The sequence below is a fragment of the Microbacterium sp. che218 genome (assembly GCF_040436305.1).
GTDB classification, from domain to species: Bacteria; Actinomycetota; Actinomycetes; order Actinomycetales; family Microbacteriaceae; genus Microbacterium; species Microbacterium algihabitans.
The window spans coordinates 886,354-911,964 of record NZ_AP031501.1; the positions used below are offsets into that span (position 1 = coordinate 886,354).

A 25,611-nucleotide genomic window follows, 5' to 3' on the forward strand; every position below is an offset into this window, starting at 1 on the left:
CGCCGCGAAGGAGTCCCCGATGCAGCATCCCCCGATCGAGCCGTTCGCCTCAGGTCACCTCGAGCGCCCCGACGGCGCTCGTCTGTACTGGGAGACGTCGGGCAACCCGCAGGGACGGCCGGCGCTCTACCTCCACGGCGGCCCGGGCGGTGGGCTCGGCAAGCGAGGCTATCGACGTCGCTTCGACCCGGCGCTGCATCTGATCATCGGCATCGATCAGCGCGGGTGCGGCCTCAGCACGCCGTGGGCGAGCGACGACCTGTCAACACTCCGCTTCCAGACCATGACGCACCTCATCGACGACCTCGAGGCGGTGCGCGCCTTCCTCGGCGTCGAGCGATGGTTGCTGCACGGGGTGTCGTGGGGATCGACGCTCGCCCTCGCGTACGCACTCGAGCATCCCGACCGCGTCAGCGAGATCGTCAACCTCGCCGTCACCACGGGCCGGCGGTGGGAGATCGACTGGATCACCGACGGCATCGCGCCGGTCTTCCCCGAGGCGCACGAGGCGCTCAGAGAACCGCTCGAGCCGGGAGAACGCACCATCGAGGGGTACGCGCGGCTCCTGACCGATCCGCGAAAGGACGTCCGCCGCGATGCCGCGGAGCGGTGGGACGCCTGGGAGGTCGCGCACATGTCCCTCGGTCCCCTCGCCGCACCAGGCCCGTTGCACGACGACGCCCGTCATCGACTCAATTTCGCCACTCTGACCTCCCACTATTGGGCCAACGACTGCTTCCTCCCCGGTGATCAGTCAGTGCTGTCGCGCGTCCACGATCTCGCCGGCATCCCCGGCGTCCTGGTGCACGGGCGCCGCGACATCAGCGGTCCCGTCGAGACACCGTGGCGACTCCACCGCGAGTGGCCTGGGAGCAGGCTCGAGATCGTCGAGGAAGACGGCCACGGGGGCCCTCGAAGCGCCGGACTGACCCAGGAGGCGATGGACGCGTTCGCGCGCGGCGACCGGTGACCGACACCGACGACCCCGACCGCTCTCCGGACTGACAGCGTGCGCTCGTGCTGGTCGGTGCCGGAATCATCGTGGTCGCGGCGTTCGCGTCGGTTCTGGTGCTGTGGCTGTGCGGGCGTGACGTCATCCCTCGCAACCGCGTCGTCGGTATCCGGCTGCCGGCCCTTCTCGCGTCGGATGCCGCCTGGCGGGCGGGGCATTCGGCGGCTGTCGGACCGGCCGGTGCCGGAGCTCTTGTCGGCGCGCTCGTGTTCGCCGTTTCAGCGCTCGGACGATCCGACTCCGTGGTGGAGCCCATCCTGGTCGTGATCGTCATGATCGGCGCCCTCGGGTGGGCCGCAGTCGTCGCCGTTCGCGCTGCGCGCCACGCTCCCTCCGACTCCCAGCGCGAAGCGGTCGATCACACGCGTGACGCTCGAGCACTGGCGTCGGTGGAGATCACGCGTTCCGGCGGCCTGATCCTGGCGGCGATCGTGGCCTGGGCTCCCCCGGTCATCGTGGCCGTCCATCGGCTACTGCATCCGATTCTGCCGACGCGGGTGCCGAGCCATTGCACCTTCGACGGCCGCATCGACGACTCGGTGCCCGCTGTCACGGCGTTCTGGGTGTGCCTGGGAGTGGAGCCCTGGGCGCCGCAGCCGTCACGGCCTTCGTCGTGTTCGTCGGCGATGACATCGGACGGGTTTCCGGCAGCATCGGACTCGGGAGTCTGACGGTGCTCACCGGTTCGTTCGCACTCATGTGAATCACCGCTGTGACCGCCGCGGAAACGCCCTCGACGTCCGTGTTCCTGCTGGTGCCGGTCGGGGTGCTGATCGGCGCTCTCGTCTTCGTCCTTGCCTCGATCCGACGTCCGGTGTAGCGGCCGCCACAACGCCGTCCGCGTGACGAGGCACAGCGTCGCTCGCCGGGGGTCGTGCCGAATGCGTGTCACCGCACGGCCGGGCCCACGTCCGTCAGGCGGTCTCGACGTCTTCGGCGAACCACCGCGCGGCTGAGCCGAAGAAGATCGGGTCGAGCCCACTCGGCTCGTCGTCGTCGACGACGTCGCACACCACGACGGTGACGTTGTCGCGGGTGCCCGCTTCAAGGGCGAGAGCGACCGCAGAGGCGGCAGCGGTGCGAGGATCCGCGGCTTCGGCGACGAGCCGAGCGACGTCAGCCTCGGGGACGTAGTCCGTCAGACCGTCGCTGCAGAGCACCCACCGATCGCCGACGACCGGCGGACGCTCGGCGACCGAGACGACATCGCCCTCCGCACCCCCGAGAGAGGCGGTGATGATGTTGCGACGCGGGTGCGCCTGCGCCGCCTCAGGCGGAATGATGCCGTGGTCGACGAGAGCCTGCACGTAGGAGTCGTCACGCGTCTCGCGCGTGAAGTCCCCATCGCGCAGCAGATACGCGCGCGAGTCTCCCGTATGCGCGAGAAGGAGTTCGCCACCCGTGCTGAGGAAGAGCCCCGTGAAGGTGGTCGCCATCCCCTGCAGGGCGGGATCGCGCTCGACGTGAGCACGGATGTCCCAGTTCGCCTCGCGGATGCGGACGAGCAGACCATCGGCATCCATCCCACCACCGCTGGTGGCGACGAGCCGATGAAGGAGAGCGGCGGAGGCGAGGTCTCCCGAAGGGCCTCCCCCCACACCATCTGCCACCGCCGCACCCCAGGACGCCGCGAAAGCGGCGTCCTGGTTAGTGGGACGGTGGGCGCCGGCGTCGGAGACGGCGGCCGCATTCAACCGAATGGGCACAGGATCAGCGCGCGAAGTACCCGCGGTAGTACTCGTACACCCAGCCGACGATCGCGATCGCGAACACGACGAAGCCCACGGGCACGAGCCAGCTGCCGACCGCGAGGCCGATCACCGCGATCGCAGCCGAACCGGCGAGAATGATGGGCCACCACGACCACGGGCTGAACTCGCCCATCTCGGGGTCGCCGTCGTCGATGTCGGCCGTCAGCAGGTCTTCGGGCAGCTCACCGCGCTGCGACTTGTGCACGCGGCCGATGTAGAACGCGATCATCGACGACATCAGGCCGAGGAAGGCCAGGGCGACGGTGCCGACCCACTCGACCCCACCGTGCTGGATGAGGCTCCAGACGGTGTACACGGCCGAGATGAGGAACGCGAAGACCGCGAGGATCCACCAGAGGTTGACGTTGGTACGCATGTTCTTACTTGACCTCTCCGGCTGCGTGATCCACGACGGGGGCGTCGGGTGCGTCCTTGGCCGGACCCACACCGACCGGGATGCCGGCCTCGGGGTGGTTCAGGTCGAACGCGGGACGCTCGCTGCGGATACGCGGGATGGAGGTGAAGTTGTGACGCGGCGGCGGGCACGACGTCGCCCACTCGAGCGAGGCTCCGTAGCCCCACGGGTCGTCGACCGTCACCCGGGGCGCCTTGCGGGCGGTGATCCAGACGTTCAGCAGGAACGGGATCATCGAGGCGCCGAGGATCATCGATCCCACCGTGGACAGCTGGTTCTCCCAGGTCCATCCATCCGCTGCTGCGTAGTCGGCGTAGCGACGGACCATGCCGTCGACACCCAGCCAGTGCTGGATGAGGAACGTCATGTGGAAGCCGACGAACAGCATCCAGAAGTGCACCATGCCCAGACGCTCGTTGAGCATCTTGCCGGTCCACTTCGGCCACCAGAAGTAGAAGCCCGCGAACATCGCGAACACGACGGTTCCGAAGACCACGTAGTGGAAGTGCGCCACGACGAAGTACGAGTCCGAGAGGTGGAAGTCGAGCGGGGGCGACGCGAGGATGACACCGGTCAGACCACCGAAGACGAACGACACGAGGAAGCCGAGGGCGAAGACCATCGGGGTCTCGAACGTCACCGAACCGCGCCAGAGGGTTCCGATCCAGTTGAAGATCTTCACACCTGTCGGCACCGCGATGAGCATCGTCATCAGGGCGAAGAACGGCAGGAGCACTCCACCCGTGACGTACATGTGGTGGGCCCACACCGCGACCGACAGCGCCGCGATGGCGATGGTCGCGTAGACGAGGGTCTTGTACCCGAAGATCGGCTTGCGGCTGAACACCGGGAAGATCTCGGAGACGATGCCGAAGAACGGCAGCGCGATGATGTACACCTCGGGGTGACCGAAGAACCAGAACAGGTGCTGCCAGAGCAGGACTCCGCCGTTCTCGGGGCTGTAGATGTGCGAGCCCAGCACGCGGTCGGCGGCGGCGGCGAAGATGGCCGCGGCCAGCACGGGGAACGCGAGCAGGATCAGGATGCTCGTGATGAGCGTGTTCCACGAGAAGATCGGCATGCGCCACATGGTCATGCCCGGGGCACGCATCGTCAGGATCGTGGTGATGAAGTTGACCGCACCGAGGATCGTGCCGAAACCGCTGATGCCGAGACCCAGCATCCAGAGGTTTCCGCCGACGCCCGGCGAGAAGCTCGCATTGGCGAGGGGCTGATACGCGAACCAGCCGAAGCCTGCCGCACCCTGCGGGGTGAGGAAGCCGGACACCGCGATCGTGGAGCCGAAGAGGAACAGCCAGAAGGCGAAGGCGTTCAGACGCGGGAAGGCGACGTCGGGCGCGCCGATCTGCAGCGGCAGAAGGGCGTTGGCGAAGCCGGCGAACAGGGGCGTCGCGAACATCAGCAGCATGATCGTGCCGTGCATCGTGAACAGCTGGTTGTACTGCTCTTTGGTCGGGATGATCTGCATGCCGGGCTCGAAGAGCTCCGCACGGATGATCAGCGCCATGACGCCACCGAGCATGAAGAAGATGACGGAGGCGATCAGGTACATGTACCCGATGGTCTTGTGGTCGGTGGAGGTGATCCACTTGACGACCAGGTTGCCCTTCTGCTCGACACGCGAGGTGCTCAGCAGAGCGGCTTGACGCGGCGGGAGAGTCGTCGGGCGCGAGGGCCCTGTCCCCTGGAGCGGAAGCGTCGTGGCCATGATCACTCGTTCCCTTCGGCGGTACCGGTCGTCGTGAGGTTCTGCAGACGGGTCAGGTCGCTGATGTCGCCCGTGTTGCCGGCCTCGCGGAGCGAGCCGAGGTATGCCTCGTACTCGTCGTCGCTGACGACCTTCACGTTGAAGAGCATCGCGGAGTGGTATTCACCGCAAAGCTCGGCGCACTTGCCCTCGTACGTGCCCTTACGGGTGGGCGTGAACGACCACTCGTTGTCACGACCGATGTACATGTCTTTCTTGTAGAGGAAGTCGATGATCCAGAAGGAGTGGATGACGTCGCGCGAGCGGAGGTCGATCTTCACCGTCTTGTTCACCGGCAGGTAGAGGGTGGGCACGTCCTGAAGGTCGTAACCGTCGGACGTGGCCTTGGCCTGCACACCCATGGAGTACACGGCGTCGGAGTTGTCCTCCTGCTCGCCGTTGTACTGGAAGTCCCACGCCCACTGCTTGCCGTAGGCGGTGATCGAGACGTCGGGGTCGTCGTACTGCGTCTCGAGCGTGTTCTGGTCACGCGCGGTGAACGCGAAGAACCCGACCACGAGGATCAGCGGGACGATCGTGTAGAAGATCTCGACCGGCATGTTGTAGCGCAGCTGCACCGGAAGGCCGGACTGGCCCTTGCGGCGGCGGTACGCGATGACCGACCACAGCATGAGGCCCCACGTGATGACACCGACCGCAAGGAGGACGATCCAGGAGTTGACCCACAGACCGGCGACCATGTCGGTGTGGTTCGTGGCAGGCGTGCCGTCATCGACGAAGCCGGGCAGGAAGCCGTGGAGCTGAGTCGTGGTGCAGCCCGAGAGAGCGGCGACGGAGGCGATTCCGAGGGGAAGCGCTGCCCAGCGAAGGCGACGTTTGGAGGGCACAATGCACCTTTCCGGGTCGTGGATGAAGCTCTGACAGTCTAGAGCAACCTCTCACCACTCTCAGGCCATTCGTCCAGTGCCGAGACATCGAGAACCCCCGATTTCCATAGGAAGTTCCAGGAAATCGGGGGCTCTCGTGTCGGCGCCGTCGAACGGCGTCGGGAGTCAGTGGAAGCTGTCGCCGCAGGCGCAGGAGCCCTGGGCGTTGGGGTTGTCGATCGTGAACCCCTGCTCCGAGATCGTGTCCTTGAAGTCGATGTTCGCACCGTCGAGGTACGGGACGCTCATGTCGTCGACGATGACCTCGACGCCGTCGAAGTCGACGACCTTGTCGCCGTCGAGATAGCGCTCGTCGAAGTAGAGCTGGTAGATGAGGCCGGAGCATCCGCCGGGCTGAACGGCGACGCGCAGGCGCAGATCGTCGCGGCCTTCCTGGGAGAGAAGGCTCTTGACCTTGTCGGAGGCGGCCGCGGTCAGGCCCACGCCGTGCTCGCGGGTCTCGGCGGAGGACGACAGAGTGGTGTCGGTCATGGCGATGCCCTTCGGGTTGATCGGTCGCGGGGACGTCATGAGTCTACGCCCGTCGCGCCCCCGCGGATCCGATCAGACCGTGCGGCCGTTCAGACGAGTGAGCAGCAGCGCCTCGGACACCAGGGCGTTGCGGAACGTGTCGAGGTGCAGCGACTCGTTCGGGCTGTGCGCACGCGCGTGCGGGTCTTCGACGCCGGTCACGAGGATCTGCGCCCAGGGGAACTCGCGCACGAGGTCGGAGATGAACGGGATCGATCCGCCGATGCCGACGTCGACCGAGTCGACGCCGTACCCGTCGGCGAAGGCCGCGCGGGCCTCCGCCACCGCCCATCCACTGGTGTCGACGAGGAAGGAGTCGCCGCAGTCGACGTCGGTGAACTCCAGCTGCGCACCGAACGGCGCGTGCGCGCGCAGGTGCTTCTCGACCGCCGCGAAGGCCTCCTCGGCATCCTGCCCCGGGGCGACCCGCGCGCTGATGACGACGCTCGTCTGCGGCGCCAGCGTGTTCGACGCGGCCTCGACGGGCGTGGCATCCCAGCCGGTGATGGTGACCGAGGGCTTGTTCCAGATCCGGCTGAGGATCGAGTCGCGCCCGATCGGGCTGACGCCCTCGAGCAGGCCCGACTCCGCGCGCAGCGTCGCCTCGTCGTAGGCGGGGGTCTCGGCGTCACGCACGGCGAGGCCCTCCACCGCGACCGCGCCGTCGTCGTCCCACAGGGTCGCGAGCAGCTTGACGGTGGCGAGCATGGCATCCGGAACCGCGCCGCCCATCATGCCCGAGTGCGACGCGTGCTCGAGGGTGCGGACGGTCAGGGTGAAGCGGGCGTTCCCCCGCAGCGAGACGGTGAGCCCGGGCGTGCGCTCGTCCCAGTTGCCCGAGTCGGCCACGACGATCACGTCGGCGCGCAGCACGTCGGCGTTGTCGGCGAGGAACTGGGCGAACGAGCGCGAGCCGTACTCCTCTTCACCTTCGATGAAGACGGCGATGCCGAGGTCGAGGTCGTCACCGAGCACCTCGGCGACCGCGCGGATCGCACCGACGTGCGCCATGATCCCGGCCTTGTCGTCGGCGGCGCCGCGACCGTAGAGGCGACCGTCGCGGACGGTGGGCTCGAACGGCGGCGAGTCCCACAGCGCCTCGTCGCCCGGAGGCTGCACGTCGTGGTGGGCGTAGAGCAGCACGGTGGGCCGCCCGTTGCGCGCGGCGCGCGTGGCGAGCACGGCGGGCTGGCCGAACTCGTCGGTTCCGGGGATCGCGGCGCGCTTCACCTCGACCGAGTCGAAGACGCCGGTGCCCTCGAGGAGGGCGGCCACGGCATCCGCACTCTTCACGAGGGCCGATTGGTCGAACGCCGGCCAGGCGATCGAGGGGATGCGCACGAGGGAGCCGAGATCGGCCAGGGCGGAGGGGATGCCGGCGTCCGCTGCTTTTTGCACAGCGTCCTGCCGGGACAGGTCGAGGGTCATGCGGGTAATCTTAAATCTCCCGATCAGCGAAGCACCGAGGTTTCCCGTGGCCAAGTCCCCCGCCCCCGCCCCCAACGACACCCCCGTCGACCCGACGGTGAGTGGATTCGGCAAGGGCCGCGCCACCCCGTCGCGCGCCGAGCAGGAGGCCGCCCGCAAGCGTCCGCTAGTGCCCGACACGAAAGAGGCTAAGGCCCGGGCGCGTGCAGAGCTCGCCGCGCAGCGCGAGAAGGCCCGCATCGGCATGGCCGCCGGCGAGGAGAAGTACCTCCCGGTCCGCGATCGCGGCCCGCAGCGCCGGTTCGCGCGCGACTTCGTCGACGCCGGCTGGCACCTCGGCGAGGGCGTCATGCCCTTCATGGTGCTCGTGATCGTGGCGACGCTGATCCCCGTCGCGTTCTTCCAGTACTGGTCGTTCGTGGCGCTGTGGATCTTCATCCTCTTCGTCGTCGGCGACATGATCATCACCTCGATCCGCGTCAAGCGCGCGGCGAAGGAGAAGTTCGGCGAGACGCGTCTCGAGAAGGGCCTGGGCTGGTATGCCGCGATGCGCACCGTGCAGATGCGCTTCATGCGCCTGCCCAAGGCACAGGTCAAGCGCGGGCAGTACCCCGTCTGATCCGACCGATGTGACCGAGCGGCGTGCCTCCGGGCGCGCCGCTTCGTCGTTCGCGGGGTCGCCTCGCGCCGCGCACGTCGAAACCCGCTCCCGCGTTGACCGTCCAAGACACGCCGTTCGACCCGACCGGGCGCGGCGTGTCTTGGACACTCGACGTGCGGTGGCGGGGCGGCCCGTACGCGAGGACCCCGACGGTCAGCGACCGCGCGCGAGACCCCGGTTGATCTGGCGAGCCCAGAGCGGACCGCGGTACAGGAACCCGGTGTATCCCTGCACGAGGGTGGCTCCGGCGTCGATGCGCTCGCGCACGTCGTCGGCCGTCTCCACTCCCCCGGCGGAGATCACGACGAACTCCGCGGGCACCGCCGCGCGCACGAGGCGCAGCACGTCGAGCGAACGCTGCTTCAGCGGTGCTCCCGAGAGCCCGCCCGCCCCGGCCGCCTCGACCGTCGCCGCCGGCGTACGCAGCCCGGCGCGCTCGATGGTCGTGTTCGTGGCGATGAGACCCGAAAGCTCCGTGTCGACGGCGAGCCGCGCGATCTGCTGCACCTCGTCGTCGGCGAGGTCGGGCGCGATCTTGACCAACAGGGGCGTGTCGCCGGCGGCGTCCTTCACGGCGGTCAGCAGCGGGCGCAGCGTCTCGACCGCCTGCAGACCCCGCAGGCCGGGAGTGTTCGGCGACGAGACGTTGACGACGAGGTAGTCGGCGAGCGGGGCGAGCAGGCGGGCGGAGCGGACGTAGTCGGTCGTGGCGTCGTCGACGGCGACCACGCGGCTCTTGCCGATGTTGACCCCGATGACCGGGCGACGTCGCGCTCGGCGCAGGCGCCGCAGGCGGGCGGCGGCGACGGCGGCTCCCTCGTTGTTGAAGCCCATCCGGTTGACGACGGCACGGTCGGCGACGAGCCGGAACAACCGCGGCTTGGGGTTGCCGGGCTGCGGCAGGGCGGTGACGGTACCCACCTCGACGTGACCGAACCCGAGCGCACCCAGGCCGCGGCCCATGGTGACGTTCTTGTCGAACCCGGCGGCGACGCCGAACGGCGACTCGAAGGTCAGCCCGAGCGCGTGCACGCGCTGGTCGGGTGCCGGGGCGGTGAGACGACGCAGCACGGATGCCACCGGCTCGACACCCGCGACACGGATGACGAGGGCGCCCAGGTGATGGGCGAACTCGGGATCGAAGCGGGTGAGAACCGTGCGGAAGAGGAGGGGATACATCCCGGCCAGATTACTGGACCGAGTCGTGCTCGCTCGTCCGCTCCGGATCCGACGCCGCATCGGCATCCGTCCGGCCGGCGTGATCGGCGCGGAGCTGGGCGATGGCCGCCTCGAAGTCTTCGAGCGAGTCGAAGGCCTGGTACACGCTCGCGAAGCGCAGGTACGCGACCTCGTCGAGCTCGCGAAGGGGGCCGAGGATCGACAGGCCGATCTCGTTCGCCTCGATCTGCGACGACCCGGTCTGGCGGATGGCCTCTTCGACCTTCTGCGCGAGGACGGCGAGGTCGGCGTCGGTCACGGGACGCCCCTGGCACGCCTTGCGCGCACCCGACATGACCTTCTCGCGGCTGAACGGCTCGACGACGCCCGAGCGCTTGATGACGTTCAGACCCGCGGTTTCGACGGTCGAGAAGCGGCCGCCGCACTTCGGGCACTGACGACGACGACGGATGCTGAGGCCGTCATCGCTCGTGCGGGAGTCGATGACGCGCGAGTCGGGGTTGCGGCAGAAAGGACAGTGCATGACGACTCCGGCCTACGCGTCGAACCGCGCGGTGACAGCCTCGCCGTGCGCGGGCAGAGCCTCGGCGTCGGCGAGGGTGACGATGGCCTCGTGCACGGCGGCGAGGGCCGCACGGTCGTATTCGACGACCTGCTGAGGGCGGAGGAAGGTCGCGGCGGACAGCCCGGCGCCGTAGCGCGCCTGTCCCCCGGTGGGCAGCACGTGGTTGCTGCCGGCGAGGTAGTCGCCGAGGCTGACCGGCGTGTACGGCCCGACGAACACGGCACCCGCGTTGACGAAGTCTTCGGGCCGGGGGTCGGCCAGGTGCAGTTCGAGATGCTCCGGCGCGTACGCGTTGCTGAACGCGGTCGCCTGAGCGATGTCGTCGACGAGCACGACGGCGGACTGCGGTCCGTGGAATGCGGCGGTGACGCGCTCGGTGTGGCGGGTCGCCTCGACCCGGGCGGGAAGCGCGGCGCCGACCGCGTCGGCCAGGGCGACCGAGTCGGTGACGAGGACCGCAGAGGCCTGTTCGTCGTGCTCGGCCTGACTGACGAGGTCGGCCGCCACCAGGGCCGGAACCGCGCTGTCGTCGGCGACGACGAGGATCTCGGTGGCACCCGCCTCGGAGTCGGTGCCCACGCGACCGGCGACGGCGCGCTTGGCCGAGGCGACGAAGTTGTTGCCCGGCCCCGTGACGACGTCGACAGGGTCGAGTCCGATCTCGGCCACGCCGTAGGCGAAGGCGCCGATGGCCCCGGCGCCGCCCATCGCGTAGACCTCGGTGACGCCGAGCAGCTTGGCCGCGGCGAGGATGACGGGGTGCACGCGACCGCCGAACTCCGATTGCGGCGGGGAGGCGAGCGCGACCTCGCGCACCCCGGCGACCTGCGCGGGCACGACGTTCATCACCACGCTGGAGGGGTAGACGGCCTTGCCGCCCGGCACGTAGAGACCGACCCGGCGCACGGGCTGCCAGCGCTGCGTCACACGCGCGCCCTCACCGAGTTCGGTGACGACCGGGGCGGGCACCTGAGCCGCCGAGGCCCGACGCACGCGCGCGATCGCCTCGTCGAGAGCGGAACGGATGCCGGGATCGAGGTCGCGCAACGCCTCGTCGAGGTGGTCGGCGGGGACGCGCAGCGCGTGGTCGTTCACCCGGTCGAAGCGCGCAGCCTGCTCCCGCAGAGCTTCTTCACCCCGACGGGCGACGTCGTCGACGAGTCGCGCGGCCGTGGCGAGGGCCTCGTCACGGGCGGCGTCGGCGCGGGGGACGACGGCGAGGAGCTCGGCCGGCGAGAGCACGCGGCCGCGGAGATCGATCGTGCGGAGCATGCGTCCAGGCTACCGGCGGCCCGCGGACGCCCTCGCGCGCCCGCGTGGGCTCGCAGCGTGTGCTCAGGCGGGCGGCGCGGCAGTCAGCTCGATGCGGGGAGGGCATCGAAGCCCACCGCGCAGGATGGTGGCACCGTGGTCCTCCCGATCCGACCGGGGAACGACGGAAGGGGCCGCCGCGGACGTACGCGGCGACCCCTTCACATCGGCCTCAGCCGCGGGTGACTCCCGAGACGTCGTGCAGGTAACCGATGCGGCCGTCGTCGTGGCGGACGACGAACGCCTCTCCGCGGTCCTCGATGACGAGGGCCCACGCGGTGGGTCCGATGCGGAAGATCGGCGAGCCGTAATCGTCGACCACGTCGCGCTCCTCGGGGACCAGCGCCCAGAACGCCTTCGCGTGCGGGTGCGCCTCGTGCTCGTCGTGTGCGTGCTCGTCGTGATCGCGGTCGCCCGGCTGCCCCGAGAGCGCGGTGTGGGCGTCGCCGCTGCGACGCGCGTAGCCGGTGCGGTGCTCGTCGGCGTCGTGGTCGTCGCGCAACGACGCGAACACGTCGGTGTCGTTGTCGTCGTGCGCGGCGGGCATCACGCTCGTGCGCGGGTGCGCCTCGGCCTCGCCGTGCGGCAGATCGGTCGAACCCGTGTAGCTGCCGGGCGTCGGCGCCTCCTCGACGGGAGCCGGGTGCGTCGTCGCCGCGGTACGGGCCGGTCGCGGCGTGCGCGGACGCGTGGTGACGGGGCGGATCGGGCGCGCGTTGCGGTGCGCGGCGACCTCCTCGCGGCCGCGGAAGTCGGCCGAGAACGGAGGGATGAAGGGGGCGAAGACCGTCAGCACGACCCCGGCGAGGAGGAGGACCGCCTCGACCCAAATGACCCACGAGCGCGTCCAGATACCCGTCTCGTTGAACACGGCGACGGTGTCCCACACCCATGCGACCCAGACGAGGGCCGAGACCGTGAATGCGACGGAGGCGAACTGATCGATGCCGAGCGATCCGACGCGGCGGATGCCCTGCGGCGACAGACGACGCAGCACGAGGAGCCCGACCGCGACGGTGGGCAGCGCGACCGTCGGGATCCACCACAGCCCCGAAAGCCAGACGTTCTGCCCGCCGATCAATACTCCCGACGGCGAGTCGAGGATGTTGGTGCGGAAGAACGAGACGAAGAACGCCACGACCCAGATGCCCAGCAGGCTGACCTCGCGGATCGAGAACGGACCGACGCCGTACTGCACGTCGCCCGAGGGGCGCTCGCGGTCGCGGTCGTGCGTTGCGGCGTTGGCGTGCGATGCCGCGGGGACGGATGACACGGGGGTGTGCTCGGCGTGCGAGGAGCGTGCGCTCGCGGCGGCCGCGTAGCCAGCCGAGGACGAGGAATCGTCGTCGAGCATGTCGGCGTCGGCCGAACGGGTGCCGATGTGCGGGAAGGTGTCGCGTTCCGCGGCTTCGTGCGCGGAGACATCGGGGACGACGGGGGCGACGGTGTCGCGCTCGTCGGGGGCATCGGGAGACGTGACGCCGTCGTGGGGGTTCTGATCGGTCACGGTGGTCCTTTCGACAGAGGCGCCGAAGCGCCCGGTCATCCTAACCAGGTGGTCTACGGCATCCGCTGGGCTTGCGGCGGAAGCAGGAGGGAGAGGCGGCGGCGACCTCAGCCGAGGCAGTTGGGGCCGAGCAGGCCCTTGAGCTCTCCGAAGAGGTCGGCCGTCACGCGCACGGGCATCGGCACTTCGAAGACCTTCGCCGTGCCGCCCTTGTGGAGCTTGAGCTGCACCTCGGTCGAGCCGGCGTGGCGACGGAGCATCTGCGCGAGCTCGCCGACGAGCGCTTCGTTGGCCCGCTGCTCGGGGACGACCAGCGTGAGTCCCCCGGTCTCGTCGAGTCCTTCGAGATCGGGGGCGAAAGCGCTCTGGGCGTGCAGATTCAGCCCGTCGTCTCGACGCGACACGCGCCCGCGCACGACCATGATCGAGTCGGCGACCAACGCCGGGGCGAACTCGGCGTAGGTCTTGCCCATGAACATCACGGTCACCTCGCCGTTGAAGTCCTCGACGGTGACCATGCCGTAGGGATTGCCGCTCTGCTTGGCGACGCGGTGCTGCACGCTCGTGAGCAGACCCGCCACGGTCACCTGATCGCCGTCCTGCACGTCTTCGGACGCCAGCAGATCGTGGATGGAGGTGGACGCGTGCTTCGCCAACGGCACCTCGAGACCCGCCAGAGGGTGGTCGGAGACGTAGAGGCCGAGCATCTCGCGCTCGAACGCGAGCTTGTCCTTCTTGGTCCACTCGGGTCGCTCGGGCACCTTGACGACCTGTTGCGGTTCGTCCCACAGCGAGTCGAAGTCGAAGCCGACCTCGCCGTTCGCCTCGCGCTTCTTGTCGATCACGGCGCCCTCGCAGGCGTCTTCGTGCACCTCGATGAGCGCGCGACGCGTGGATCCGAGCGAGTCGAACGCCCCCGCCTTGATGAGGGACTCCACGGTGCGCTTGTTCGCCGCGTGCGCGGGAACCTTCGCGAGGAAGTCGTGGAACGACGTGTACTTGACGTCCTGCCGTGACGCGACGATCCCCTCGACGACGTTGGTGCCCACGTTGCGGACGGCGCCGAGGCCGAAACGGATGTCTTCGCCGACGGCAGCGAAGTACCGGATCGACTCGTTGACGTCGGGCGGCAGCACCTTGATGCCCATGCGGCGGCACTCGTTGAGGTACACCGCCATCTTGTCTTTGGAGTCGCCGACGCTGGTGAGCAGGGCGGCCATGTATTCGGCCGGGTAGTGCGCCTTGAGGTAGGCCGTCCAGTACGACACGAGACCGTAGGCCGCGGTGTGCGCCTTGTTGAAGGCGTAGTCGGCGAACGACTCGAGCACCTTCCACAGCGTCTGCTGCGCGACGTCGCCGAAGCCGCGCTCGGTCATGCCGCCGAAGAAGATCTCTTTCTGCTTGTCGAGCTCGCTCTTCTTCTTCTTGCCCATCGCGCGGCGCAGCAGGTCGGCTTGGCCGAGGGTGTATCCGGCGACGCGCTGGGCGACGGCCATCACCTGCTCCTGGTAGACGATGAGGCCGTAGGTGGTGTCGAGGATGTCGGCCAGCGGCTCTTCGAGCTCGGGGTGGATCGGCTCGATCTCCTGCTGCTTGTTCTTTCGCAGCGCGTAGTTGATGTGCGAGTTCACGCCCATGGGGCCCGGGCGGTACAGCGCGAGCACTGCCGAGATGTCCTCGAAGTTGTCGGGGCGCATCAGGCGCAGAAGCGAGCGCATCGGCCCGCCGTCGAGCTGGAACACGCCCAGCGTGTCGCCGCGAGCGAGCAGCTCGTACGACGCGGGGTCGTCGAGCTCGAGCTCCTCGAGCACGAGGGGGTGGCCGCGGTTGGCCTCGATGTTGTCGAGCGCGTCGTTGATGATCGTGAGGTTGCGCAACCCCAGGAAGTCCATCTTGATCAGGCCGAGCGACTCGCAGGCCGGGTAGTCGAACTGCGTGACGATCTGACCGTCCTGCTCGCGGCGCATGATCGGGATGATGTCGATCAGCGGCTCGCTCGACATGATCACACCGGCCGCGTGCACGCCCCACTGGCGCTTGAGGTTCTCGAGACCGAGCGCCGTGTCGAACACCGTCTTGGCCTCGGCGTCGGTCTCGATGAGCGTGCGGAACTCGCTCGCCTCTTTGTAGCGCGGGTGCTCGGGGTTGAACATGCCGTCGAGCGGCATGTCCTTGCCCATCACCGCGGGCGGCATGGCCTTGGTGAGCTTGTCGCCCATGCTGAAGGGGAAGCCGAGCACACGGCCGGCGTCTTTGAGCGCCTGCTTGGCCTTGATGGTGCCGTACGTCACGATCTGCGCGACGCGCTCGTCGCCGTACTTCTCGGTGACGTACTGGATGACCTCGCCACGACGACGGTCGTCGAAGTCGACGTCGAAGTCGGGCATGGAGACGCGGTCGGGGTTGAGGAAGCGCTCGAAGATGAGACCGTGCTGCAGGGGGTCGAGGTCGGTGATCTTCATCGCGTAGGCGACCATCGAGCCGGCACCCGAACCGCGACCGGGTCCGACGCGGATGCCGTTGCGCTTGGCCCAGTTGATGAAGTCGGCGACGACGAGGAAGTAGCCCGGGAACCCCATCTGCAGGATGACGTCGGTCTCGTACTCGGCCTGCTTGCGCACGGCATCCGGGATGCCGTCGGGATAGCGGTCGTTCAGGCCGTTCTCGACCTCTTTGATCATCCAGCTGCCCTCGGTCTCGCCCTCGGGGACGGGGAAGCGGGGCATGTAGTTGGCCGAGGTGTCGAACTCGACCTCGCAGCGCTCGGCGATCAGCAGGGTGTTGTCGCAGGCCTCGGGATGGTCGCGGAAGACCTGCCGCATCTCGGCGGGCGACTTGACGTAGTAGCCGTCTCCGTCGAACTTGAAGCGCTTCGGATCGTCGAGGGTCGAACCCGACTGCACGCAGAGCAGCGCCGCGTGACTGGTCGCGTCGTGCTGGTGCGTGTAGTGGAGGTCGTTCGTGCCGAGGAGCGGGATGTCGAGGTCTTTCGACAACTTGAGCAGGTCGCTCATGACCCGGCGTTCGATCGACAGCCCGTGGTCCATGATCTCGGCGAAGTAGTTGTCTTTGCCGAAGATGTCCTGGAACTCCGCCGCCGCGGCGCGCGCGGCCTCGTACTGCCCGAGGCGCAGGCGCGTCTGCACCTCGCCCGAGGGGCAACCGGTCGTCGCGATCAGGCCCTTGCTGTAGGTCTGCAGCAGTTCGCGGTCCATGCGGGGCTTGAAGTAGTAGCCCTCCATGCTCGCCTTGGACGACAGGCGGAACAGGTTGTGCATGCCCTGCGTCGTCTCGGACAGCAGCGTCATGTGGGTGTACGCGCCCGAACCCGACACGTCGTCGCTCTGCTGCTCGGGGGTGCCCCAGCGCACGCGGGTCTTGTCGGAGCGGTGGGTTCCGGGGGTGACGTAGGCCTCGATGCCGATGATCGGCTTGATGCCGGCGTCTTTCGCGGTCTTATAGAACTCGTACGCCGCGAAGGTGTTGCCGTGGTCGGTCACGGCGATCGCGGGCATGCCCTGTTTGACGGCCTCTTGGACCATCGGACCGATGCGCGCCGCGCCGTCGAGCATCGAATACTCGCTGTGCACGTGAAGGTGAACGAAGGAGTCTGCTGCCACGGATCGAGTCTACGTTCGGCCTCCGACATCGGCCCCTCGATGTTCGCGGCGGACTCCCTGCTCGCGGGTGTTCACCGGGCGCGTCGGACTGCGTCGCGTCAGCGCCGGCGGCGTGTCGGCGCCGGTCGAGCGGGGATCAGACGCCGTCGCCGAGAAGGTCGAGCGCGTGCGCGAGGTCGGCCGGGTAGGGCGACTCGAACTCGACCCGCTCCCCCGTGCCCGGGTGCGTGAAAGCCAGCCGATGCGCGTGCAGCCACTGGCGGGTGAGGCCGAGGCGCGCGGACAGCGTCGGATCGGCGCCGTAGAGCGGATCGCCCGCGCACGGATGCCGGTGCGCGGCCATGTGCACGCGGATCTGGTGCGTGCGCCCGGTCTCGAGGTGGATCTCGAGCAGAGATGCGCGCGGGAAAGCCTCGAGGGTCTCGTAGTGGGTGATCGAGTCCTTGCCGTCGGGGGTCACGGCGAACTTCCACGAGTGGTGCGGATGCCGTCCGATCGGCGCGTCGATCGTGCCGGCGAGAGGATCGGGGTGCCCCTGCACCACGGCGTGGTAGATCTTGTCGACCTCGCGCTCCTTGAACGCGCTCTTGAGGAGCGTGTAGGCGCGCTCGGTCTTGGCCACCACCATCAGACCGCTCGTGCCGGCGTCGAGCCGGTGCACGATGCCGCGGCGCTCGGCCGGGCCGCTCGTGGCGATGCGGAATCCGGCGGCGGCGAGGGCGCCGAGCACGGTCGGGCCCTCCCACCCCACGGAGGGGTGAGCGGCGACACCCGCGGGCTTGTCGACCACGACGATTTCGTCGTCGTCGTGCACGATGCCCAGGTCGGGCACCTCCACCGGAACGATCTCGGGGTCGCGCTTGGGCTCCCACTCGACGCTCAACCACGCGCCCGCGTGCAGGCGGTCGCTGCGGCCGGCGACGCGTCCGTCGACGCTCACTCCCCCGGCGTCGGCGACCTCGGCCGCGAATGTGCGCGAGAAGCCGAGCATCTTGGCGAGCGCCTGGTCGATGCGCGTTCCCTCGAGCCCGTCGGGGACGGGCAGGCTCCGCGACTCCATGTCAGCGGGTGCCCGGGTCGTATGGCGCGGCGACGTCGTCGGACGCGTCGGCTTCGGCGGCGCGCGAGGCACGGGTCTCGCGGGTGCCGTCGAGACGCAGGCCGAACAGCACGAGCAGCGCGACCGAGATCATCATCGTGACGATGAACATGTCGGCCACGTTGTAGATGGCGGGCATCATCCACGGCGTGGAGATGAAGTCGACGACGTGTCCGACCGGGAAACCGGGCTCGCGTACGAGCCGGTCGGTCAGGTTGCCGAGCACGCCGCCCAGCAGAAGGCCGAGCACGACGGCCCACAGGCGCGAGCGCACGCGCCGGATGCCGAGGTAGATGATCACGCAGGCCACGACGGCCAGCGCGATGGTGAACAACCACGTGACGCTCTCGCCGAGCGAGAACGCCGCTCCGGGGTTGCGGACGAGGTAGAACTGCAGGAATTCGCCGATGACCGGCACGACGCGCTCAGCGGGGAGCGAGGCAATCGCGGCGGTCTTCGCCAACTGGTCGGCGGCCAGCACCAGCACCGCGAGGATCGCGATGATGATGCCGGCCGCCGCCGAACGCAGGGGTGATCGACTGCGCAAAGAGTCGGCCTACAGACCGATCGCCGACACCGGCGTCGAGCCCGAGGAAGACGCGTTGGTGTCGAGGTCGCGGAGCTGGCCCTCGATGTACGAACGCAGCTGCGAGCGGTAGTCGCGCTCGAAGTTGCGCAGCTCGGTGATGCGGGCCTCGAGGGTCACGCGCTCCTTCTCGAGACGCGAACGCTCTTCGCGGCCCTTCTGCTCGGCCTCGGCGACGATCGAGGCTGCCTGGGCCTGCGCCTCGCCGATGAGCTGGTCGCGCTGGGCCTTGCCCTCGGCGACGTGCTCGTCGTGCAGACGCTGCGCGAGCTCGATGATGCCGGCGCTCTGCGCGGCGGGCTCGACGTCCGACGACGCGGGAGCCGAGACCGGAGCGGCGACGGGGGCCGGAGCGGCCTCTTCGGCCTTGGGCTCCTCGGCCTTGGGGGCCTCGGCGACGGGGGCCTCGGTGGTGGCGGGGGCGGCCTCGCCCGACTCGTACGCCGCGAGCTTGGTCTTCAGCTCATCGTTCTCGGCGATGGTCTTGCGCCACTCCACGACGATCTCGTCGAGGAAGTCATCGACCTCATCGGGGTCGAAACCCTCCTTGAAGCGAACGTGCTGGAACTGCTTGGTGACGACGTCATCGGGGGTCAGTGCCATGGTGTTTCCTCTTTCGAGAGCTCTGAATCGGAACTGTATGGGGGTGTCGCACCGGGGCGTACCGCTTCGGAACAGCATAGCCGCCGCCCTCCGTCGGTGTCGAAGGGCACGGACGAAGGGCGGCGGTGAGGGCGTTACGCGGCCGCGAGGGACCGCGTGACGCTCAGCAGCAGGAAGCAGACGAACATCACGATCGCGAAACCGAAGTCGATCGCGATCCCCCCGATGCGCAGGGGTGGGACGACGCGACGGATCAGCTTGATGGGCGGATCGGTCACGGTGTAGACGATCTCGGCGATCACGAGGGTGGCGCCACGGGGACGCCACTCACGGTTGAACATCGGGATGTACTCGAGCACCAGGCGCGCGAGCAGGAACACGATGTAGACGAACAGGATCGCACTGAGGATGGAGCCGATGAGGCTCAGGACGGCCACTGTTACTGGGACGCGAAGGGCGCACCCTCGGGGTCGGCCTGCGCGATCGCACCGTCGCCGGACACGGCGATGTTCTCGGGCGAGAGCAGGAACACCTTGCTCGTCACCCGCTCGATGCGGCCGTACAGTCCGAGCGAGAGTCCGCTCGCGAAGTCGATCAAGCGACGCGCGTCGGCGTCGCTCATCTGCGACAGGTTGATGATGACCGGGATTCCCTCGCGGAAGTTCTCGGCGATCAGCTGCGCGTCGCGGTACTGCTTGGGGTGCACCGTGAGGATCTCGCTCACGGGTCCGACCGAGGGCTGGCGCACCACGGTGGGACGGTGCAGGGGGGTCACCGGCGCGGCCTTCTCGACCGGAGCTGCCGGCGCTGCCTGCTTGCGCGCGATGGGCTGCGGCGCGGTCTCCTCATAGGTCTCTTCCTCGTCGGCGAGGCCCAGGTACACCATGGTCTTCTTCAGGGGGTTCGACATCGCATCCTCCGTTCGCTCGTCTGGTTCGAGGCTACTGGCGCGCGGGTCTCGGGCCCGTGATTGCAGAGCCGATCCGCAGGTGTGTCGCGCCCATCTCGATCGCTTCGGGGAAGTCGCCGGTCATGCCGGCCGAGATCCACGTCGCGTCGCTCACGACCGCGCGTGTCGCGTCGGCGCAGCGACGGAGGCGCTCGAACGCCCGCGCGGGTTCTTCGTCGAGGGGGGCGACGGCCATCACGCCCCGCAGTCGCAGGCTCGACAGGCCCGCCACGTGCGTCGCGAGCGCACTGACGCCGTCGGGGTCGACCCCGCCACGGCCCGGGTCGTCGGTCAGGTTGACCTGCACGAGCACGTCGAGGGGGGCGGCATCCGGATCCGCTGCGTGCAGCGCGTCGGCGATGCGCGCGCGGTCGACCGAGTGCACGGCATCCGCCGACGCCCGCACCGCGCGGGCCTTGTTCGTCTGCGCCTGGCCGATGAAGTGCCAGGTGAGATCCCGGATGCCGTCGAGCTCGGCGCGCTTGGCGGTGAGCTCCTGCTGTCGGTTCTCGCCGACGTGTCGCACGCCCAGCTCGTACAGATCGGTGACCAGCGCGGCGGGGTGGAACTTCGTCACGACGATGCGCGTGATCTCGTCGAGGTCGCGTCCGGCCGCGCGGGCGGCGTCGCGGATGCGCTCGTCGACGGCGGCGAGGCGGTCGGCCAGGGCGGTGTCCATGGGGCTCCTTCGACGACGAGAGCGGGCCCGGTGAGACCGGACCCGCTCGCGTCGAGGCGGTCGTGCTTACTTGAGGAAGTCCGGAACGTCGAGGTCGTCGTCGGCGTAGCCGGCGTCGTACGAGGTCTCGGGCACGCGGGCGGTGACCGGCGCGGGCTCGGGGCGACGCTCGGGCGCGCGCTCGGTCGAGCCCTTCTGCTCCTCGGCCGCGTCGAGGTCGCGCGCGACCTCTTCGGCGGGGATGACGGGGACGACCGGGGCGGATGCCGGACGCTGGGCGCCGACCGCGTCGATGCGCAGCGAGGGCTCGCCGCCGTCGAAGCCGGCCGCGATCACGGTCACGCGCACCTCGTCGCCGAGGGTGTCGTCGATGACCGTACCGAAGATGATGTTGGCCTCGGGGTGAGCCGCTTCCTTCACCAGCTGGGCGGCGTCGTTGATCTCGAAGATGCCGAGGTTCGAGCCGCCCTGGATCGACAGCAGCACGCCGTGCGCACCCTCGATCGAGGCCTCGAGCAGCGGGGACTCGACGGCGAGCTCGGCGGCCTTGATGGCGCGATCCGCCCCGCGGGACGAGCCGATGCCCATGAGGGCGGAGCCGGCGCCCTGCATGACCGACTTGACGTCGGCGAAGTCGAGGTTGATGAGACCGGGGGTCGTGATGAGGTCGGTGATGCCCTGGACACCGGCGAGCAGCACCTGGTCGGCCGTGGCGAACGCCTCGATCATCGAGATGCCGCGGTCGCTGATCTCGAGCAGGCGGTCGTTCGGGACGACGATGAGGGTGTCGACCTCTTCTTTCAGTCGGCCCACACCCGCCTCGGCCTGGCTCTGACGACGACGACCCTCGAACGAGAAGGGCTTGGTGACGACACCGATGGTCAGTGCGCCGATCGACTTGGCGATCTTGGCGACGACGGGAGCACCGCCGGTGCCCGTTCCGCCGCCCTCACCCGCGGTGACGAAGACCATGTCGGCGCCGCGCAGGGCCTCTTCGATCTCCTCCGCGTGGTCCTCTGCGGCGCGTCGGCCGACCTCGGGGTCGGCGCCGGCACCCAGGCCGCGCGTCAGTTCACGACCGACGTCGAGCTTGACGTCGGCGTCGCTCATGAGCAGCGCCTGCGCGTCGGTGTTGATCGCGATGAACTCCACGCCGCGCAGGCCGAGCTCGATCATGCGGTTGACGGCGTTGACGCCGCCCCCGCCCACACCGACGACCTTGATCACGGCGAGGTAGTTCTGGTTGTGGCTCATGCCGGCCTCCGTTTGTCCCCGAACCCGAAACTCTAAACCTCATGTTGAGGGTTAAAGAATTGCCCGGTATGCAATTCCTTAAGTTGAAGGTAGGTCGCCGCGCGCACGCCACGGGACCGACACGCGGAGTGTCGGAGGATCGCTTGGGATATCAGCGGACGACGCCAGCTTCGGGCGAGGTCACGTCGTACTCCTTGACGCGATCCGGCGGGCTCTTGGCCATCAACCGGTCGAGCACGATCGCCTTCTCGGCCGAACGGTCGGCACTCCCCCACACCACACGCGACCCGGTGGCGCCCAGGGTCAGCGTGACGTCGTCGGGGGTGGATGCCGACACCGCGGTCACCTGCGCGCGCACGGTGTCGGGGAGAGCCCGGACGACCCGGCCCGCCGCACGGAACGCCGCGGAGTCGGGACCGCCCGCGATGTCGAGCACGGGCTGACCGGCCGGAGCCTCGGGCGTGGTCGACAGGGCGACGCCGGCGGCATCCACCACCGTGAAGCCCGCCGGGCCCTGGATCGCCCCGATCGGCGTGCGCTCGACGATGCGCACCACCAGGTCGTGCGGAGGACGCGCCTCGAGCGTGTACGACTCCACGAGCGGGAAGCGCACGAGCGCGGCCTTGACCGCACTGTCGTCGACCATGGCGAGAGGAGTGCCGATCTGGCCGCTGAGAGCGTCGGTCACGGCGGCGACGTCGAGCGACGACGCGCCCTCGATGTCGATCTGCTCGACCGCGAACAGCGGGCTGTACGCCGCGCCGGCGGTGCCCAGCACCATCACCAGGAACGCCGCACCCACGCCGATCCACACGCGGCGACGACGGCGCTGGCGCACGGTGAACCGACGCACCTCGGCCGAGAGGGCACGCCGACGCGCCCTCGACGCGCGCCAGACGTCGCGCAGGCTCGCGCCCTCGGCATCCGGAACCCGCTCGTCGACGGGAGGAACCTCGGTGCGCGCGAGAGGGAGGATCGGAGCGGTCTCGTCGGCCGTCGGCGCGGCGACCGGCTCGCGCGGGGTCTTTGCCGGGCGAGCGGAGGCCGGAGTCGACGGTAGGGGCGAGGGCCGCTCCACGATCAGACCGCCGCGGCCTCGGTGCGCGACAGCGCGTCGAGCACCTGCGGGATGATCTGGTACACGTTGCCGCAGCCGAGGGTGATGACGTAGTCGCCCGGGCGGGCGATGCCGGCGGTGTAGTCGGCCGCCTGCTGCCAGTCGGGCACGTAGTGCACGTGCGCGGGGTCGGCAAACGCACCGCTCACCAGCTCTCCCGTCACCCCGGGCACCGGGTCTTCGCGCGCGCCGTACACGTCGAGCATGACCGTGTGGTCGGCGTGCGACTCGAGCACCTCGGCGAACTCGCGGTACATCTCCTGCGTGCGCGAGTACGTGTGGGGCTGCTGGATCGCGATGATGCGCCCCTCGCCCACGACGGTGCGGGCGGCGGAGAGGGCCGCGGCGACCTCGGTGGGGTGGTGCGCGTAGTCGTCGAAGACGCTGACCCCGTGCTGCACGCCGTGCAGCTCGAAGCGACGGACCGTGCCGCCGAAGCCCTCGACCGCGCGCGCGGCGTCGGCGAGGGAGTGCCCGAGCACGCGCAGCACGGCGACCGCGCCGGCGGCATTGACCGCGTTGTGGGCGCCGGGCACGCGCAGCTGCACGTCGACGCTCTCGCCGTCGGCGGTGAGGGTGAAGGCGACGGGGCCGTCGGTGCGGATGCCGCTGAGACGGACGTCGGCTGCGGCGTCCTCGCCGAACGTGACCACGTGCGCGTGGGTGATGCGCTCGCGCACCGACCGGGCGCCCGGGTCGTCGGCCGAGATGACGACGGCCTCGCGGGCGGCGTTCGCGAAACGGGCGAACGCGGCGTCGAACGCGTCGCGCGAGCCGTAGTGGTCGAGGTGGTCGGGGTCGACGTTCGTGATCAGCGCGACGGAGGTGTCGTAGAGCTCGAACGTGCCGTCGGACTCGTCGGCCTCGATCACCACGAGGTCGTCGGAGCCCGTGCCGCTGGAGGCGCCCAGGTCGGCGATGACGCCGCCGTTGACGAAGGTCGGGTCGACCTGGAGGGCGCGCAGGGCCGTCACGATCATGCCGGTCGAGGTGGTCTTGCCGTGCGCACCCGCGACCGACACGAGGCGGCGCCCGCCGATGAGCCAGTGCAGGGCCTGCGAGCGGTGGATCACGTGCAGCCCGCGCTCCTTGGCGGTGACGAACTCCGGGTTCTCGGGCCAGATCGCCCCGGTGTGCACGACGGTGTCGGCGTCGCCGAGGTGAGCCGCGTCGTGACCGACGTGCACCGTCGCGCCGCGGGCGGCGAGGTCGCGCAGGGCCGCGCCATCGGAGCGGTCGGAGCCGGAGACCCGGATGCCGCGGTCGAGGAACATGCGGGCGAGTCCGGACATGCCCGATCCCCCCACGCCGATGAAATGCGCGGAGGTGATGGTCTCGGGGATGGGGAGGCTCAGGTCGGGTCTGATCATGGCGTAGCGAGTTTACGTCGCCGATCCTGCGCGTCGGCCTCGGCGCGCTGGCGGGCGGGGCGCCGGGTGATCCGGGGCGGCGGCGCTGTCGGGGCGGGCACCGTCCTGCGGAGTCGACCGTCGACACGCCGCGGGTCCCGCGTCCCGGGACGGCGCGTCGGGCGCGGAATCCGCAGGACGGCAGGGCCGGGGCGGACCGGGGACCACGGGTGGGGCGGGGGCTCAGCGCGCCAGGGCCTCGTCGACCAGGGCGATCACGTTCTCAGTACCGGTGCGGATGCCGGTGCGCGCGGCCGCGGCCCGCATAGCGCCGCGCCGGTCGTCGTCGGCGAGCAGCGGAACGATCTCGGCGCGCACCCGCTCCGGCGTGAGGTCGGCGTCGGCGATGAGCAGCGCCGCACCCGCGCGCACGGCCGCGGCGGCGTTGAGGCTCTGCTCGCCGTTGCCGACCGCGTACGGCACGTAGACGGCGGGGATGCCGAGGGCGTTGATCTCGCTGACGGTCGCTGCGCCCGAGCGCGATACGACGAAGTCGGCGAGGGCGAAGGCGAGGTCCATCCGGTCGACGTAGCGCACGACGGCGTACCCCTCGACGCCCGGATCGGGCAGGTCGGAGTTCTGACCGGTGACGTGCAGCAGCTGCCACCCGGCGTCGAGCACGTCCTGCCACGCACCCCCGAACGCGGTGTTCAGTCGCAGCGCGCCGAGCGAACCGCCGAACACCAGCAGCGTGGGCGCTGCCGCGTCGAGCCCGAAGTGCGCGGCCGCCTCGGTCTTCAGGGCCGTGGCGTCGAGCTCGACGATCTCGCGACGCAGCGGCATCCCGACCTCGCGAGCACCGCGCAGAGGGGTTCCGGCGAATGCGACGCCCACACCCGCGGCCGACCGCGCGCCCAGCACGTTGGCCAGGCCCGGCTTCGCGTTCGCCTCGTGCACGACGAACGGCACGCGCTCGGCCCGCGCGGCGAGGTATGCCGGCGCCGCCGCGTAGCCGCCGAAGCCCACCACGACGTCGACTCCGCGCTCGCGGATGAGGCGCCGCACGTGAGAGATCGCGCGCACGAAACGCACCGGGAACGCCACCGCGGCCCGGTCGGGCCGACGCGGGAAGGGCACCTTGGCGACCGTCAGCAGTTCGTAGCCGCGCAGGGGCACGAGCCGCGCCTCGAGACCTTCCCGGGTGCCGAGCACCAGCACGTCGGCCGCAGCGTCGCGCGCGCGGAGACCGTCCGCGACGGCCAGCAGGGGGTTCACGTGCCCGGCGGTGCCGCCGCCGGCGAGGAGGTAAGTCGTCACCGTACGACCCTAACCAGGTCGCG

The 25,611-nt window shown here is 69.6% G+C and carries 24 protein-coding genes; 3 read left to right on the forward strand and 21 right to left on the reverse strand.

Translation table 11 applies throughout. The features are described from left to right. Positions 1–19: 19 nt before the first annotated feature. Entirely contained in the window at positions 20–970 is a 951-nt protein-coding gene (locus ABXS86_RS04270; protein WP_353665728.1) for an alpha/beta fold hydrolase, read from the forward strand. Between the two features lie 47 nt (positions 971–1,017). Then, positions 1,018–1,683 carry an SdpI family protein gene (locus ABXS86_RS04275; RefSeq protein ID WP_353665729.1) on the forward strand — a complete coding sequence of 222 codons (666 nt, stop codon included), beginning with the start codon at positions 1,018–1,020 and terminating at the stop codon, positions 1,681–1,683. Between the two features lie 243 nt (positions 1,684–1,926). Here ABXS86_RS04275 and ABXS86_RS04280 read toward each other — a convergent pair whose 3' ends face one another. The 6 genes from ABXS86_RS04280 to ABXS86_RS04305 all read right to left on the reverse strand — a co-directional run bounded on the left by ABXS86_RS04280 (position 1,927) and on the right by ABXS86_RS04305 (position 7,792). Then, positions 1,927–2,718 (reverse strand): PP2C family protein-serine/threonine phosphatase, encoded by a 792-nt coding sequence (locus tag ABXS86_RS04280; RefSeq protein ID WP_307210452.1) that lies wholly within the window; start codon positions 2,716–2,718, stop codon positions 1,927–1,929. Positions 2,719–2,722: 4 nt separating this feature from the next. Next, positions 2,723–3,139, reverse strand: a complete 417-nt coding sequence (locus ABXS86_RS04285) for a cytochrome c oxidase subunit 4 (RefSeq protein ID WP_144827913.1) — start codon at positions 3,137–3,139, stop codon at positions 2,723–2,725. A gap of 4 nt (positions 3,140–3,143) precedes the next feature. Next, positions 3,144–4,907 carry a cytochrome c oxidase subunit I gene (gene ctaD / locus ABXS86_RS04290; RefSeq protein WP_144827916.1) on the reverse strand — a complete coding sequence of 588 codons (1,764 nt, stop codon included), beginning with the start codon at positions 4,905–4,907 and terminating at the stop codon, positions 3,144–3,146. Positions 4,908–4,909: 2 nt separating this feature from the next. Beyond that, entirely contained in the window at positions 4,910–5,794 is an 885-nt protein-coding gene (coxB, locus tag ABXS86_RS04295) for a cytochrome c oxidase subunit II (RefSeq protein WP_353665730.1), read from the reverse strand. Positions 5,795–5,959: 165 nt separating this feature from the next. Then, positions 5,960–6,325 (reverse strand): iron-sulfur cluster insertion protein ErpA, encoded by a 366-nt coding sequence (gene erpA, locus ABXS86_RS04300; protein WP_056227791.1) that lies wholly within the window; start codon positions 6,323–6,325, stop codon positions 5,960–5,962. A 72-nt stretch (positions 6,326–6,397) separates the two neighbouring features. Continuing rightward, positions 6,398–7,792, reverse strand: a complete 1,395-nt coding sequence (locus ABXS86_RS04305; protein WP_353665731.1) for a dipeptidase — start codon at positions 7,790–7,792, stop codon at positions 6,398–6,400. Between the two features lie 46 nt (positions 7,793–7,838). Here ABXS86_RS04305 and ABXS86_RS04310 point away from each other — a divergent pair, with 46 nt between their 5' ends. Continuing rightward, complete coding sequence (locus ABXS86_RS04310; RefSeq protein WP_144827925.1) at positions 7,839–8,411, forward strand: DUF3043 domain-containing protein; 573 nt, start codon at positions 7,839–7,841, stop codon at positions 8,409–8,411. 195 nt (positions 8,412–8,606) lie between these two features. On the opposite strand, the gene ABXS86_RS04315 is transcribed toward ABXS86_RS04310, so the two are convergent. The 15 genes from ABXS86_RS04315 to ABXS86_RS04385 all read right to left on the reverse strand — a co-directional run bounded on the left by ABXS86_RS04315 (position 8,607) and on the right by ABXS86_RS04385 (position 25,588). Then, positions 8,607–9,632 carry a quinone-dependent dihydroorotate dehydrogenase gene (locus tag ABXS86_RS04315; protein WP_353665732.1) on the reverse strand — a complete coding sequence of 342 codons (1,026 nt, stop codon included), beginning with the start codon at positions 9,630–9,632 and terminating at the stop codon, positions 8,607–8,609. Between the two features lie 10 nt (positions 9,633–9,642). Further along, positions 9,643–10,155: a transcriptional regulator NrdR gene (gene nrdR / locus ABXS86_RS04320; RefSeq protein WP_353665733.1), complete on the reverse strand. Its 513-nt coding sequence runs from the start codon at positions 10,153–10,155 to the stop codon at positions 9,643–9,645. A gap of 12 nt (positions 10,156–10,167) precedes the next feature. Further along, the gene (gene hisD, locus ABXS86_RS04325) at positions 10,168–11,469 is read right to left on the reverse strand and encodes a histidinol dehydrogenase (RefSeq protein WP_353665734.1); all 1,302 of its coding nucleotides are present in this window, start codon (positions 11,467–11,469) and stop codon (positions 10,168–10,170) included. Between the two features lie 211 nt (positions 11,470–11,680). Beyond that, entirely contained in the window at positions 11,681–13,015 is a 1,335-nt protein-coding gene (locus ABXS86_RS04330; RefSeq protein ID WP_353665735.1) for a hypothetical protein, read from the reverse strand. A 107-nt stretch (positions 13,016–13,122) separates the two neighbouring features. Then, the gene (gene dnaE / locus ABXS86_RS04335; RefSeq protein ID WP_409988247.1) at positions 13,123–16,587 is read right to left on the reverse strand and encodes a DNA polymerase III subunit alpha; all 3,465 of its coding nucleotides are present in this window, start codon (positions 16,585–16,587) and stop codon (positions 13,123–13,125) included. Positions 16,588–16,771: 184 nt separating this feature from the next. Further along, on the reverse strand, positions 16,772–17,695 hold the full coding sequence (locus ABXS86_RS04340; RefSeq protein WP_353665737.1) for an RluA family pseudouridine synthase: 924 nt from the start codon (positions 17,693–17,695) through the stop codon (positions 16,772–16,774). Position 17,696: 1 nt separating this feature from the next. Then, complete coding sequence (gene lspA, locus ABXS86_RS04345) at positions 17,697–18,281, reverse strand: signal peptidase II (protein ID WP_353665738.1); 585 nt, start codon at positions 18,279–18,281, stop codon at positions 17,697–17,699. A gap of 9 nt (positions 18,282–18,290) precedes the next feature. After that, positions 18,291–18,923 carry a DivIVA domain-containing protein gene (locus tag ABXS86_RS04350; RefSeq protein WP_353665739.1) on the reverse strand — a complete coding sequence of 211 codons (633 nt, stop codon included), beginning with the start codon at positions 18,921–18,923 and terminating at the stop codon, positions 18,291–18,293. 134 nt (positions 18,924–19,057) lie between these two features. Beyond that, positions 19,058–19,360: a YggT family protein gene (locus ABXS86_RS04355; RefSeq protein WP_154095839.1), complete on the reverse strand. Its 303-nt coding sequence runs from the start codon at positions 19,358–19,360 to the stop codon at positions 19,058–19,060. 2 nt (positions 19,361–19,362) lie between these two features. Then, on the reverse strand, positions 19,363–19,833 hold the full coding sequence (locus tag ABXS86_RS04360; RefSeq protein WP_144827952.1) for a cell division protein SepF: 471 nt from the start codon (positions 19,831–19,833) through the stop codon (positions 19,363–19,365). Between the two features lie 31 nt (positions 19,834–19,864). Further along, positions 19,865–20,551 carry a YggS family pyridoxal phosphate-dependent enzyme gene (locus tag ABXS86_RS04365; RefSeq protein WP_307210413.1) on the reverse strand — a complete coding sequence of 229 codons (687 nt, stop codon included), beginning with the start codon at positions 20,549–20,551 and terminating at the stop codon, positions 19,865–19,867. A 66-nt stretch (positions 20,552–20,617) separates the two neighbouring features. Next, on the reverse strand, positions 20,618–21,805 hold the full coding sequence (gene ftsZ / locus ABXS86_RS04370; protein ID WP_144827957.1) for a cell division protein FtsZ: 1,188 nt from the start codon (positions 21,803–21,805) through the stop codon (positions 20,618–20,620). A gap of 151 nt (positions 21,806–21,956) precedes the next feature. Beyond that, the gene (locus ABXS86_RS04375; RefSeq protein WP_307210410.1) at positions 21,957–22,883 is read right to left on the reverse strand and encodes an FtsQ-type POTRA domain-containing protein; all 927 of its coding nucleotides are present in this window, start codon (positions 22,881–22,883) and stop codon (positions 21,957–21,959) included. 2 nt (positions 22,884–22,885) lie between these two features. Next, entirely contained in the window at positions 22,886–24,292 is a 1,407-nt protein-coding gene (gene murC / locus ABXS86_RS04380) for a UDP-N-acetylmuramate--L-alanine ligase (RefSeq protein WP_353665740.1), read from the reverse strand. Between the two features lie 222 nt (positions 24,293–24,514). Further along, on the reverse strand, positions 24,515–25,588 hold the full coding sequence (locus ABXS86_RS04385) for a UDP-N-acetylglucosamine--N-acetylmuramyl-(pentapeptide) pyrophosphoryl-undecaprenol N-acetylglucosamine transferase (protein WP_154095844.1): 1,074 nt from the start codon (positions 25,586–25,588) through the stop codon (positions 24,515–24,517). Between the last annotated feature and the right edge of the window lie 23 nt (positions 25,589–25,611).